Raw genomic sequence first — 13,620 nt, 5'->3', positions numbered from 1 at the left:
CCGCTACTTGCTCTCCAACTTGCCCAGGGGGCTTGGGACTTGGTCCAGCGCGGTGACCGCCGCCTGCCAGTCGGTGTCCTCGGGATGCAGCGCGCTGCGCAGGAACGCCGTGGTGAGCTGCTGGAGCAGGGACACGCGGGCGGGGTTCTCGTCCGTCGTCTCGGCGACCTCGTAGCCGGGGATGCCGCCCAGCGAGTGTTCCGCGTCGAAGAGGGTGAGCAGGGTCTTGTCGCCGGGGCTGTAGGTGTACGGGTCGGTGAACCAGTCGGGGCCCCGGGTGGAGAGCGGGGAGTCGTCGTGGTCTCCGGCGACGATGAGGGCTGGGGTGGTCATCGTGGTGAACGACGGCCGCATGAAGGGGAGTTGCTCGGCGGCGAACGGGGTCAGGGAGTCGCCCAGGCCGGTCAGGGCCAGCAGAATACCCGCCTTGACGCGGGGGTCTGACAGGTCCTCGCCGGGGACGCCGTCGGAGTCGAGGACGCGGGCGCCCAGGAGCGTGCTCGCCGTCTGGGCTCCCCAGGAGTGGCCGGCCACGGCGATGCGGTCGTGGTCGACGCGTCCCGCGAGGCCCGGTACGGAGGCTTCCAGGACGTCGAGTTCATCCAGTACGTGCTTGAGGTCCGCCACGCGGAAGCGCCACATCTGTGGGAAACGGGGGTCCTCGTGCGGGATGGCGAGCGTTCTTGAGTCCAGGTGGGTCGGCTGGATGACCATGAAGCCCTGTGCGGCCCAGTGGTCGGCCAGCGGGGCGTAGCCGTTCATCGACCAGCCGTAGCCGTGTGAGAAGACGAGGACGGGCAGGTCGTCGCCGGTCACGGGTGCGGAGACGCGGACCTGGAGGTCCTCGCCCCGGTCGGGGGCCGAGAGGGTCACCGGCTTCACGGACACGATCGCGGGGGGTGAGTCGGACATCGTTGTAGTTCCGTTCCGGTGGGCTCAGCGGCGGCGCAGGGCCGGGTCGAGGAGTGCGGGCGGGGTGTCGTTCTTCTCGTGGGCGGCGAGATCGGTGCCGGGGGCGACGATCGTGTCGATCGCGTCCAGTACGTCGGCGGAGAGTGCCGTGTCGGCGGCGGCGAGCTGGCTGTGCAGGTGGTCCAGGGTTCGCGGGCCGATCAGCGCGCTGGTCACGCCGGGGTGTGCGGTGACGAAACCGAGCGCGAGCTGGATCATCGTGAGCCCGGACTCGTCGGCGACCTTGGCCAGCTGTTCGACGGCGTCGAGCTTGGCGCGGTTGGCGGGGACGGTGGTGTCGAAGCGCTGCGGCATGAACGAGGAGCGGCTGGTGCTGACCTCCCGGCCCTCGCGGATCGCGCCGGACAGCCAGCCCGAGGCGAGCGGGCTCCAGGCCAGGACGCCGAGGCCGTACTCCTCGGTCACCGGAAGTACGTGGGTCTCGATGCCGCGCTGGAGGATCGAGTAGCTGGGCTGCTCCGTGACGTAACGGCTCAGGTGGTGCTCCCGGGCGGCCCACTGCGCCTGGACGATGCGGTATGCGGGGAAGGTGGAGGAGCCGAAGTAGCGGATCTTTCCCGCGCGTTGGAGGTCGGTCAGGGCGGAGAGGGTCTCCTCGTCGCTGGTGCGGGGGTCCCAGCGGTGTATCTGGTACAGGTCGACGTGGTCGACGCCGAGCCTGCGCAGGCTGTTGTCCAGCTCGGTGACCAGCCAGCGGCGCGAGGCGCCCTGGTGGTTGCGCTCCTCGCCCATCGGCAGGCTCGCCTTCGTGGCCAGCACGAGGTCGTCCCGGCGACCGGCGATCGCCTTGCCGAGCAGCTCCTCGGACTCGCCTCCGCTGTACGCGTCTGCGGTGTCGATGAGATTCACCCCGCCCGCGAGAGCGGCGTCGACGATCGCGGTGACCTCGTCCTGGCCCGTGCGGCCGATCCGGCCGAAGTTCATCGCACCGAGCGCGAGGGTGCTGACCTGTATGCCGGTGCGGCCGAGGGTGCGGTATTGCATGACGGCGTCCTCCACAATGGGTAAACGGAACCTTGTTCCGGTAACGATACGGAACGGGGTTCCGCTTAGCAAGCGGGGAGGGGTGGGGGGTGGGGTGCGTTGGCTGCTTGCGGTGCGTCGTGGCTGGTCGCACAGTTCCCCGCGCCCCTTAAAAGACACGGCGGGTCGGCGCTTTTAGGGGCGCGGGGAACTGCGCGACCAGCCCCCACCGGCCGGCAGCCAAAAAACAACCTCACCCGCGCTTATGCCAGGCTGTCCCGCCACGCCCGGTGCAGGTCCGCGAAGCGCCCCGCCCCCGCGATGAGCTCGGCCGGGGTGCCGTCCTCGACGACTCGGCCGTGTTCCATGACCAGCACCCGGTCCGCGATCTCGACCGTGGAGAGCCGGTGGGCGATGACGACCGCCGTGCGGCCGCGCAGGACCGTCGACATCGCGCGCTGCACCGCCTGTTCGCCGGGCACGTCCAGGGAACTCGTCGCCTCGTCCAGGATCAGGACCGCCGGGTCGGCGAGCAACGCCCGTGCGAACGCGACGAGTTGGCGCTGACCCGCCGAGATACGGCCACCCCGCTTGCGTACGTCCGTGTCGTAGCCGTCGGGCAGCGCGCTGATGAAGTCGTGCGCGCCGATCGCCTTCGCGGCCCGCTCGATCTCCTCACGGGGTGCGTCCGGGCGCCCGATCGCGATGTTCTCGGCGACCGTGCCGGAGAACAGGAACGCCTCCTGCGTCACCATCACCACCCCGCGCCGCAGTTCGGGCGCGGACAGCTCGCGCAGGTCGACGCCGTCGAGCAGGACCCGCCCGTCCGAGGGGTCGTAGAACCGGGCCAGCAGCTTGGCCAGGGTGGACTTGCCCGCGCCGGTGGAGCCGACGACGGCGACGGTCTGGCCGGCGGGGAGGGTCAGGTCGAAGACGGGCAGCACCTCGCCGCCGGTGCGGTAGGCGAAGCGGACCCCGTCGAAGACGACCTCGCGGCCGGGTTGGTCGGTCTCAAGTTCCGGGAGCTGGACGGGGGTTGAGGGTTCGGGGACCGACGGGGTCTGGGCCAGCAGGCCCGCGATCTTCTCCAGGGAAGCCGCGGCCGACTGGTACGAGTTGAGGAACATGCCGAGCCGGTCGATCGGGTCGTAGAGCCGCCGTAGGTACAGCACCGCGGCGGCCAGTACACCCAACTCCAGTGAGCCGTCCGCGACTCGGGTCGCGCCCCAGAGCACGATCACCGCGACGGCCGTGTTGGCGACCAGACGGGAACCGGTGACATAGCGGGCCATCTCCAACAGGGCGTCGCCGTTGGAGCGTTCGTGCTGTTGGTTGAGGACCTGGAAGTCGGCGTCGTTCACCGCCTCGCGGCGGAACGCCCGGACCGGGCGGATGCCGTTCATCGTCTCGACGAACTTGACGATCACGCGCGCGATCGCCGTGGACCGGATCGCGTACACCCGTACCGCGCGCCGCTGGTAGACCCGCACCAGCAGGTACAGCGGCACGAAGGACGCCACCGCGACGGCGCCGAGACCGAGGTCCAGCCAGAGCAGCATCGCCGAGATGTACACGAACGACAGGATGACCGTGATCAGCTCCTGGAGTCCCTCGCTGAGCAGTTCGCGCAGGGCCTCGATGTCCGTGGTGGAACGGGAGATGAGCCGGCCGGACGTGTACCGCTCGTGGAAGTCGATGCTGAGCGCCTGCGCGTGCCGGAAGATACGGCCGCGCAGGTCGAGCAGCACGTCCTGGTTGACGCGGGCGGAGGCGCCGATGAAGGCGTACTGGAGTCCGCCGGAGAGCAGCGCGCAGAGCAGGTAGCCCGCTCCTACGGCGATCAGCGGGCCGTGGTCGTCGTTCCGGAACGCCGGGACCGCGCGGTCGATGGCGTACGCGACCAGCAGCGGGCCCACCTGTACCGCCGCCTGCTGGAGCAGCAGGAGGAGCGTCGTGACGGTGACCCGTGCCTTCATCGGTGCGAGCAGGGAGCGCAGGAGGGTGGCGGTCGCGCCCGGGGGAGTGGGCAGGACGTCGTGGTCGAAGGGGTCGCCCGCGGCGGCGGGCGGGCGTGGGGGTTCGGGGTTGTCGTCGTCGCCTGTGGTGGGGGTGGAGGTGGTGGCCGCGGTCATCGTTCGTCCCCCTGGTGGTCGGCGCCCGACATCAGGTACGCGTACTCCGTGTTCGTCCGCAGGAGTTCCTGGTGGGTGCCGACGGCTGTGATGCGGCCGTCCGACAGCAGGGCCACGCGGTCGGCCAGGAGGACCGTGGACGGGCGGTGGGCCACGATCAACGCCGTTGTGTCGGCCAGGACTTGGCGCAGGGCGGCCTCAACTGCCGCCTCTGTGTGGACGTCCAGGGCGGAGAGCGGGTCGTCCAGGACCAGGAAGCGGGGGTTGCCCACCACCGCTCTTGCCAGGGCGAGGCGTTGGCGTTGGCCGCCGGAGAGGCTGAGGCCCTGTTCGCCTACCTGGGTGTCCGTGCCCTGGGGGAGGGTGTGCGCGAAGTTGGCCTGTGCGACGGCGAGGGCTCGTTCCAACTCCGGTTGTCCCGCGCCCTCTTCTGATCCCATGAGTACGTTCTCGCCGACGCTGGCTGAGAACAACGTGGGTTCCTCGAAGGCCACAGCCACGAGGGCGCGCAGCGAATCCCGGGGCATGGCGGTGATGTCCTTGCCGTCCAGTGTGATCTGGCCGGAGGTCACCTCGTGGAGGCGGGGGACGAGGGCGGTGAGGGTGGTTTTTCCCGTGCCGGTGGCTCCTACCAGGGCCATGGATTCGCCGGGTTTGATGTGCAGGTTGATGTTGTCGAGGGTGGGTGGGGAGTCGGGCGGGGCGTCTGGGTAGCGGAAGGAGACTGAGGAGAAGCGGATGCCGTCGTTGTTGGGTGCGGGTTCGTGGGGGCTGGTCGCGCCGTTCCCCGCGCCCCTTTGGGGCGCGTCCCCTGAGGGCGTTTTTTGGTCCTCCGGTGATTCATCCATGACCTCGAAGTAGCGCTCCGTCGCCGTCGCCGCCTCCTGGCTCATCGCCAGTAGGAAGCCGATCGACTCCACGGGCCAGCGCAGTGCCAGTGCCGTGGACAGGAACGCCACCAGGGTGCCCGCCGACAGGCCCCCGTCCGCGACCTGGACCGTCCCCACCACCAGCGCTGAACCGAGGGCCAGTTCGGGCAGGGTGACGATGACGCCCCAGATGGTGGCCAGGAGCTGAGCCTTACGCAACTCCGTGCCGCGCAGGGTGCGGGAGAGGTCGCGGAAGGCTCGGGCCTGGGTGCGGTGGCGGCCGAAGCCCTTGATGATGCGGATGCCGAGGACGCTCTCCTCGACGACCGTCGTCAGGTCGCCGACCTGGTCCTGGGCGCGGCGGGCCACGTGCGCGTACCGCTGCTCGAAGATCACGCAGGTGATGATCACTGGGATGGCGGGGCCGAGGATGACCAGCCCCAGTGTCCAGTCCTGGAGCAGCATGATGATCACGCCGACCAGGATCGTCACCGCGTTGACCAGCAGGAACGTCAGGGGGAAGGCGAGGAACATGCGGAGGAGCATGAGGTCGGTGGTGCCTCGCGAGAGGAGTTGGCCCGACGGCCATCTGTCGTGGAAGGACACCGGCAGGCGTTGCAGATGCCGGTACAGGTCCGCCCGCATCTCCGCCTCGACGTGGGACAGCGGTCGCGCCACCAGCCAGCGCCGCAGCCCGAACAGGGCCGCCTCCGCGATCCCCAGCAGCAGGAGATACAGCGCCCCGAGCCACACACCCGCCGTGTCCCGGTCGGCGACCGGTCCGTCCACCATCCACTTCAGGACGAGCGGGAACACCAGCCCCGTACAGGACGCGACGACGGCGACCCCGGCCGCGGCGAACAGCCGTACGCGCACGGGGCGGACGTACGGCCACAGCCGCGCGAGCGTGCGGACGGCGGACCGGTCGGAGTGGTCCTCGGCGGAGGCGGGTGTCGTGGTCATCACGGGCGAGCCTACGGACCACCACTGACAGTGCCCACCGAGTTTTGGCCGGACCGGGATCGGCCGTTGGTCCTACGACCTGGGTGTTCGAGGGGTCGTAGCGGCGCGTCCGGGGGAGTCGTAGGGGCGCATCAACCGATCGGTTGATGTCCCTTCGAGCGCGATGGGCGATGTGGCGGACCCGGCGCCGGCGGGACCCTCGGTACATGTCAGCCACACCAGTCATCGAAGTCACCGCACTACGGAAGTCCTACGGCGGCCGGGCCGTCGTGGACGGGGTCTCGTTCGCCGTCGAGGAGGGTGAGATCTTCGGGATCCTCGGCCCGAACGGTGCCGGCAAGACCACCACCGTCGAGTGTGTCGAGGGTCTGCGGGTTCCCGACGCGGGACGGGTCCGCGTCACCGGACTCGATCCCGTCGCCGACCACGAAGAGGTGGCCCGGGTCCTCGGCGCCCAGCTCCAGGAGAGCGAGCTCCAGGCCAAGCTCACCGTCCGCGAGGCGCTGGAGCTGTACGCGTCCTTCTATCCGCACCCCGCCGACTGGCGGCCGCTGGCCGAACGCCTGGGCCTGACCGCCAAGTTGACCACCCGGTTCGCGAAGCTCAGCGGCGGTCAGAAGCAGCGGCTGTTCATCGCGCTCGCGCTGATCGGCAACCCCCGCGTCGTCGTCCTCGACGAGCTCACCACCGGCCTCGACCCGCGTGCCCGCCGTGACACCTGGCAGCTGATCGAGGACGTGCGGGCGAGCGGGGTCACCGTCCTGCTGGTCACGCACTTCATGGAGGAGGCGCAGCGGCTGTGCGACCGGATCGCCGTGATCGACAAAGGGCGGGTGGCCGCGCTGGACACCCCGGACGGGCTGATCCGGCGTTCGGCGGGGTCGACCGTCATCAGTTTCACGCCCTCCGCGGCGCTGGACGACGGTGATCTGAACTCCCTTCCCGCGCTCACGTCCGTGGCGCGCAAGGACGGCCGGATCACGCTCTCCGGCTCCGACGAGACCGTCAACGCGGTCATCACCCTGCTCGCCCGCAACCACATCACCGCCCACCAACTCCGCGTGTCCGACGCCACGTTGGACGACGCGTTCCTGGACCTGACGGAGGTCTCCGCATGAACACCGCAGTGCTGCGTACGGAGTTGCGTCTCTTCCGCCGCGAACCCGGCGCGCTCTTCTGGATCCTGCTCTTCCCCACCCTGCTGCTGGTGATCCTGGGTTCCATCCCGGGCTTCCGCCACCACGACGCCGACCTCGGCGGGCTGCGCACGATCGACGTGTACGTCCCGGTCGCCGTCCTGCTCGGCATGATCGTCGGCGCGCTCCAGTCGATGCCGCAGAACCTCACCGGCTACCGCGAACGAGGCATCCTCCGCCGCATGTCCGCCACCCCGGTCCGCCCGACCGCCCTGCTCTCCGCGCAGATGGTGGTCTACGGCGCGGCGGCCCTCGTCTCCGCCCTGCTCGCGCTGGTCGTCGGGCGGCTCGCCTTCGACGTACGGCTGCCGAAGCAGCCCGGCGGGTATCTCCTCGCCCTGCTCCTCGCGATCCTGGCCGCGCTCGCGCTGGGCGCGGTGGTCTCCGCGCTGTCCCGGACCACGAAGATCGCCGGTGCCGTCGGGTCGGCCGTGTTCTTCCCGATGATGTTCTGCGCGGGTGTGTGGATCCCGGTGAACGCCATGCCGGACGTCATGGCCCGCATCGTCGGCTACACCCCGTTCGGCGCCGCCGCCGAGGCCCTGAACCGGGCGGCGGCCGGGAACTGGCCGGGCTGGACGCACCTGGGCGTGCTGGTCGCCTGGACCGTCCTGCTGACCGCCGGCGCCTCGCGCTGGTTCCGCTGGGAGTAGGGGGAGCGGCCGTGCAGACTGGGGAGATGACCACCAAGGACGGGCAGATCGAGCGGCGCTGGGAGCAGCTGCACACCTGGGGGCCGTACGCGCTGCTCGGAGTCAGTGTCGTCCTCGCGCTCGCCTCCTCCGGTCTGTTCGACTACTCCGCCGCCCAGTGGTGGATCGGCTGGTCCCTGGCCGGCGCCGCGCTCGTCCTCCAGCTCTGGTGGCACGGCACCCGCTCCCGCCGTCCCGGCCGCGGCCGGACCCCGTCGCGGGCGGGGACGCTGTACTACGTCGTCCGATGGGCCATCGCCTTCGTCCTCACCTGGATCGACCCCTTCTTCGCGTTCTACGCCGCCTCCGGATTCATGGACGCCGACGAACTGATCCCGGGCACGGTGGCACAGCGGGTCGGGCTGTTCGCGAGCGCGGTCACCGTGGCCGGAGCGCAGGCGGGCGGGATGCCGTTCGGGAGCGGGCTCCAATGGGTCCTCTTCGCGGCGCTCGTGGCCGCCAACTCCGGTCTGCAGATGGCGATCGCGCATCTCACCCAGCAGGAGACGGAGCGCTCCCGCGAGCGCACCGAGACCATCACCGAACTCGAACGCACCAACACCGCGCTCCAGCAGGCCCTCGACGAGAACGCCGCCCTGCACGCCCAACTCCTCGTCCAGGCAAGGGAAGCGGGGGTCGCCGACGAACGCCGCAGGCTCGCCGCCGAGATCCACGACACCATCGCCCAGGGACTGACCGGCATCATCGCCCAGCTCCAAGTCGTAGCCAACGCACCCGACTTGAGCACCGCGCGCACCCACCTCGAACGCGCCTCCACCCTCGCCCGGCACAGCCTCGGCGAGGCCCGCCGCTCCGTGCAGAACCTCGCGCCCATCGCCCTGGAGAACGACGGATTGCCCGAGGCCCTGAAGAACACGGTCGCGGAGTGGGGCGAACGCACCGCCGTCCGCGCCGAGTTCACCGTCACCGGCATCACCGAGCAGCTCCACGACGAGATCTCGGCGACCCTGCTGCGCATCGCCCAGGAGGCGTTGTCGAACGCGGCCCGGCACGCCCGCGCCACCCGCGTCGGCGTGACCCTCAGCTTCCTCGGCGACGAGGTCATCCTCGACATCCGGGACGACGGCCGGGGCTTCGACCCGCTCGCCCTCCCCGAACGCACCCGCACCGGCGGCTTCGGCCTCGACGGCATGCGTGCCCGCGCCGAACGCGTCGCGGGCTCCCTCGCGATCGAGTCCGAGCCGGGGCACGGCACGGCCCTCTCGGCTCGCGTACCGTTGGTCCGCCATGAGTGACGAGTTGCTGATCTCCCTGTTGATCGTCGACGACCATCCCGTCGTACGGGACGGTCTGCGCGGCATGTTCGAGTCCGCGCCCGGATTCCGCGTCCTGGGCGAGGCGTCCAACGGCGTCGAGGCCGTGGAGCGGGCCGCCGACCTCGACCCCGACGTGATCCTGATGGACCTGCGGATGCCGGGCGGCGCGGGCGTCGACGCCATCCGCGAGCTGACCCGCCGCGCCGCCCGCGCGAAGGTGCTCGTCCTGACGACGTACGACACGGACTCCGACACGCTCCCCGCGATCGAGGCGGGCGCGACGGGTTACCTGCTGAAGGACGCCCCGCGCGACGAGTTGTTCACCGCCGTCCGCGCGGCGGCGGAAGGCCGCACGGTCCTCTCACCCGCCGTCGCCTCCCGCCTGGTCTCCGCGGTCCGCAGCCCCCAGTCGCCCGGCAACGAACCGCTCTCCGCCCGCGAACGCGAGGTCCTCGCCCTGGTCGCCAAGGGCACCTCGAACCGCGAGATCGCCCGCGAACTCTTCATCAGCGAGGCGACCGTGAAGACCCATCTCACCCACCTGTACGGCAAGTTGGGCGTCAAGGACCGGGCTGCGGCGGTCGCGGTCGCCTACGACCGGGGCATCCTCGGCTGATCAGGCGGCGGGGTACGGCAGCAGCCCGGCGTTCGTCCTCTCCCAGGCCGCCTTCAGCTCGGCGAGCAACTCCGGCTTGTCGGGGGCGAGATCGGCCTGTTCGCGGACGTCGGCGCCGAGGTCGAAGAGGTGGTCGTCGCCGTCCGCGTCCTGGTAGTACTTCCAATCCCCGCGCCGCAGCGCCCGGTTGGCCCGCACCCGCCAGAACAGGTCCCGCTCGGGCGGCTGTTCCCCCTTCAGCAGGTAGCCCGCGAGGCTCGTGCCGTCCAGCGGGTACGCCGGGTCGGGGCGGGCACCGGCCAGCTCCAGGAAGGTCGCGGTCCAGTCGGGGGAGAAGTTCGGTTCGTGGCTGACCTGGTTGCCGTCGATGCGGTGCGGCCAGCGGACGATGGTCGGCACCCGGATGCCGCCCTCCTGGAGCACGAACTTCTCGCCGCTCAACGGCCAGAGGTACGACCAGCGTTCACCGCCGTTGTCGCTGGCGAAGTACACCAGCGTGTTCTCCTCCTGCCCGGACCGGCGCAGCGCGGCGAGCACCTCGCCGACAGCCGCGTCGAGGCTCTGCACCATCTCCGTGTACTTGGCGACCGAGCCGCCGTCGTAGTGGTTGAGGGCGTCGCTGATCTCCGACTGGCTTGTCGCGGCCCGGATCTTCGCCGCGATCTCGGCGCCGGTCTCCTCGTCGCCCTCCGCGAGCCAAGGCCAGTGCGGGGTGGTGAAGTTGAGGTTCAGCAGCCACGGCTCGTCGTGCTTCCGGCCGACGTACTCCACGGCCCGCTCGGTCAGCACCTGCGTGTAGTAGCGCAGGTCCTTGTAGGTCGCGTCGCCCTCGTACAGGTCGTAGTCGCCGAGCTGGCCCAGCTTGGAGAAGTACTCCAGCACGCCCCCGTGGTTGCCGAAGAACTCGTCCCAACCCGACTTCGTGGGGCTGTAGTCGGGCAGCCAGCCGCAGTGCCACTTGCCGATGAGGGCGGTGGAGTAACCCGCCTTCTTCAGCAGGGAGGCGAGGGTCGGGTGGCTCGGGTCAAGCCCCTGCGTCTTGTTGGCGATCGGTTCGGCCAACCCGCCTGGCGTACGGCCCGGATAGCGCCCGGTGTACAGGCTGAACCGGGTCGGGGAGCAGGTCGCCGAGCCCGAGTACGCGTCGGTGAACCGCACGCCCTGCCGGGCCAGCCGGTCCAGGTTCGGCGTCTTGATGTGCGGGGCGCCGTAGGAGGAGAGGTCGGCCCAGCCGAGGTCGTCGCCGAGGATGACGAGGAGGTTGGGACGCTTGCCGGAGGCGGCGGGGCGGGCCGCGAAGGGGCGTTCCGCGGGAGCGGCCTCGGCGGTGGCGGCCGTACCGGCGACGGCGGTGACGGCACCGCCACCGACCAGGCCGCCGAAGGCGCGGCGGGATATCTCGGGCATGCGGGGTCCTTGTGGGGAAGACGGCGGGAGGCGGCGGAAGCCGTGGGGGGCGACCTCCATGTGATCACCGGGCCCGCCCCAAGCCCAGCCATCCGCCCGGGAGTTCACGGACCTGAAACGTCACCCCGGCCGGAACCCCGGTCGCCCCTCAGCTCACCACCTTCAGCAACAGCACAGCCCGCGCCGGCACAGTGATCGCCGCCCCCGCACGGTGCACCACCCCGGGCGCCTCCCCCTGCTCCTCCCGTGACGTGTCGACGACCACCTCGTACCGCTCCGCCCACGGCGGCCCCGGCAGCACGAAGCTCACCGGCCGGTGCCCCGCGTGCAGGACGGCGAGGAAGCTGTCGTCGACGATCGGGGCGCCGCGTTCGTCGCGGCCGGGGATGTCCCGGCCGGAGAGGTACATGCCGAGGGTGGCGGCGGGCGCGTACCAGTCGCGTTCCGTCATCTCCGTGCCGCGTGCGGTGAACCAGGCCAAGTCCCTTATGCCGTCGGCCGAATGGGCCCGCCCGGAGAAGAACGCCCGGCGGCGCAGCACCGGGTGGCGGTGCCGCAGGTCGATCAGGCGGGCGGTGAGGTCGGTCAACGCCCGCCAGCCGGGGTCCTCTTGCAGACCCCAGTCCACCCAACTGATCTCGTTGTCCTGGCAGTAGGCGTTGTTGCTGCCGCGCTGCGTCCGCCCCAGCTCGTCACCCGCGACCAGCATCGGCACGCCGGTGGAGAGGAGGAGGGTGGTGAGGAGGTTCCTCAACTGCCGTCGCCGTAGCGCCTTTACGCGCTCGTCGTCCGTCTCGCCCTCGACCCCGCAGTTCCAGGAGCGGTTGTCGTCGGTCCCGTCCCGATTGCCCTCGCCGTTGGCCTCGTTGTGCTTGCGTTCGTACGACACCAGGTCCCGCAGGGTGTAACCGTCGTGCGCCGTAATGAAGTTGACCGAGGCGTAGGGGCGGCGGCCGCCCCACGCGTACAGGTCGCTCGACCCCGACAGGCGGTACCCGAGGTCCCGTACGTCCGGCAGCGCGCCGCGCCAGAAGTCGCGGACGGCGTTGCGATAGCGGTCGTTCCACTCCGTCCACAGGGGCGGGAACGCGCCCACCTGGTAGCCGCCCGAGCCGACGTCCCACGGCTCGGCGATCAGCTTCACCCGTCGTAGGACCGGGTCTTGGGCGATCACCGCGAGGAACGGGGACAGCATGTCGACGTCGTGCATCGAGCGGGCCAGCGCCGCCGCGAGGTCGAAGCGGAAGCCGTCGACGCCCATCTCGGTCACCCAGTAGCGCAGCGAGTCGGTGATGAGCCGGAGCACGTGCGGCTGGACGACGTGCAGGGTGTTGCCGCAGCCGGTGTAGTCCGTGTAGCGGCGGGCGTCGCTCTGGAGGCGGTAGTAGCCGCGGTTGTCGATGCCCTTCAGGGAGAGCATCGGGCCCAACTCGCCTGCTTCCGCGGTGTGGTTGTAGACCACGTCGAGGATGACCTCGATCCCGGCCTCGTGCAGCGCCCGCACCATCCGCTTGAACTCGCCGACCTGTTGACCCGCCGTACCGGTCGCCGCGTAGCCCGCGTGCGGGGCGAAGTAGCCGATGGAGTTGTAGCCCCAGTAGTTCTTCAGGCCCCGGCGCAGCAGATGGTCCTCGTGCGCGAACTGGTGCACGGGCAGCAGCTCTACGGCCGTCACGCCCAGTTTCACCAGGTGCTCGATCGCGGCCGGGTGCGCCAACCCGGCGTAAGTGCCCCGGAGTTCCTCGGGTATCCCGGGGTGCAGTTTGGTGAAGCCGCCGACGTGGAGTTCGTAGATGACCGAGTCCGCCCACGGTGTCTTCGGGCGGCGGTCGTCCATCCACTCGTCGTCGGTGGTGTCGTCGTGGACCACAACCCCCTTGGGGACGTGGGGTGCTGAGTCGCGGTCGTCGCGCACGGTGTCCGCGACCTGCTGCTGCGGCCAGTCGCGGACGTGCGCGTACACCTCGGGCGGCAGCCCGAACTCGCCGTCCACCGCGCGGGCGTAGGGATCGAGGAGCAGCTTCGCCGGGTTCCAGCGGGCCCCGGTCCACGGGTCCCAGCGGCCGTGCACCCTAAAGCCGTAGCGCTGTCCCGGCATGACACCCGGCAGGAAGCCGTGCCAGATCTCGTGCGTCAGCTCGGTGAGGGGGACCCTGGCCTCCACGCCCTCCGCGTCGAAGAGACACAGCTCGACGGCCTCCGCACCCCCCGCCCACAACGCGAAGTTGGTGCCCGCCACCCCGTCGGGGCCGACCCGGTACCGGGCCCCCAACGGCATCGGCGTCCCCGGCCACACGGGCATCGGAGGCCCGGTGTGCGGGGCGCCGTTCAGGACGGGGGCGGCACGCGGCGCCGGTACGGCCTCCACGGCGCGCTCCATGGGCACGCCGTCGTCGACGCGCCCCTCCTGCACGGCCTCCTGCTCGGCTGCGCTCGACACCGTCCGGCCTCCCGCGGCTCATGGAACGACGAGGTGAAGGGCGTACGGCGTCCCGGCCGCGCACGTCTGTCATGTCGTTCTCCCCACTGTTCT

At 70.6% G+C, this 13,620-nt stretch carries 10 protein-coding genes; 4 read left to right on the top strand and 6 right to left on the bottom strand.

All coding sequences use genetic code 11. The features are described 5' to 3' along the window. Positions 1-3: 3 nt before the first annotated feature. The 4 genes from OO69_RS24170 to OO69_RS24155 form a co-directional block, all read right to left on the bottom strand. Positions 4-912 carry an alpha/beta hydrolase family protein gene (locus tag OO69_RS24170; RefSeq protein WP_033282813.1) on the bottom strand — a complete coding sequence of 303 codons (909 nt, stop codon included), beginning with the start codon at positions 910-912 and terminating at the stop codon, positions 4-6. A gap of 24 nt (positions 913-936) precedes the next feature. Then, positions 937-1,956, bottom strand: a complete 1,020-nt coding sequence (locus tag OO69_RS24165; protein WP_033282864.1) for an aldo/keto reductase — start codon at positions 1,954-1,956, stop codon at positions 937-939. A 242-nt stretch (positions 1,957-2,198) separates the two neighbouring features. Beyond that, the gene (locus tag OO69_RS24160) at positions 2,199-4,067 is read right to left on the bottom strand and encodes an ABC transporter ATP-binding protein (RefSeq protein ID WP_033282812.1); all 1,869 of its coding nucleotides are present in this window, start codon (positions 4,065-4,067) and stop codon (positions 2,199-2,201) included. After that, complete coding sequence (locus OO69_RS24155; RefSeq protein ID WP_033282811.1) at positions 4,064-5,899, bottom strand: ABC transporter ATP-binding protein; 1,836 nt, start codon at positions 5,897-5,899, stop codon at positions 4,064-4,066. The genes OO69_RS24160 and OO69_RS24155 overlap by 4 nt, the downstream gene beginning before the upstream one ends. A 206-nt stretch (positions 5,900-6,105) precedes the next feature. Here OO69_RS24155 and OO69_RS24150 point away from each other — a divergent pair, with 206 nt between their 5' ends. The 4 genes from OO69_RS24150 to OO69_RS24135 are packed head-to-tail and all read left to right on the top strand — an operon-like array spanning position 6,106 to position 9,680. Further along, entirely contained in the window at positions 6,106-7,017 is a 912-nt protein-coding gene (locus OO69_RS24150) for an ABC transporter ATP-binding protein (protein WP_033282810.1), read from the top strand. After that, a complete protein-coding gene (locus OO69_RS24145; protein ID WP_033282809.1) occupies positions 7,014-7,748 on the top strand; it encodes an ABC transporter permease in 735 nt (244 codons plus the stop codon). Before OO69_RS24150 ends, OO69_RS24145 begins: the two co-directional genes overlap by 4 nt. A 26-nt stretch (positions 7,749-7,774) precedes the next feature. Continuing rightward, entirely contained in the window at positions 7,775-9,043 is a 1,269-nt protein-coding gene (locus OO69_RS24140) for a sensor histidine kinase (protein ID WP_033282808.1), read from the top strand. After that, positions 9,036-9,680 carry a response regulator gene (locus OO69_RS24135; protein WP_026151002.1) on the top strand — a complete coding sequence of 215 codons (645 nt, stop codon included), beginning with the start codon at positions 9,036-9,038 and terminating at the stop codon, positions 9,678-9,680. Before OO69_RS24140 ends, OO69_RS24135 begins: the two co-directional genes overlap by 8 nt. On the opposite strand, the gene OO69_RS24130 is transcribed toward OO69_RS24135, so the two are convergent. Both OO69_RS24130 and glgX read right to left on the bottom strand, forming a co-directional pair. Beyond that, positions 9,681-11,087, bottom strand: coding sequence for a sulfatase (locus tag OO69_RS24130; protein WP_033282807.1), 1,407 nt, complete (start codon positions 11,085-11,087; stop codon positions 9,681-9,683). It lies immediately after the preceding gene. A 148-nt stretch (positions 11,088-11,235) separates the two neighbouring features. After that, positions 11,236-13,527: a glycogen debranching protein GlgX gene (gene glgX, locus OO69_RS24125; RefSeq protein WP_033282806.1), complete on the bottom strand. Its 2,292-nt coding sequence runs from the start codon at positions 13,525-13,527 to the stop codon at positions 11,236-11,238. Positions 13,528-13,620 lie beyond the last annotated feature (93 nt).

It is taken from the genome of Streptomyces sp. NRRL F-525, from assembly GCF_000716605.1.
Taxonomy (GTDB): Bacteria; Actinomycetota; Actinomycetes; order Streptomycetales; family Streptomycetaceae; genus Streptomyces.
The sequence above is the reverse complement of the archived record's forward strand: the minus strand, read 5'-3'. Positions and strand labels throughout refer to the sequence as shown.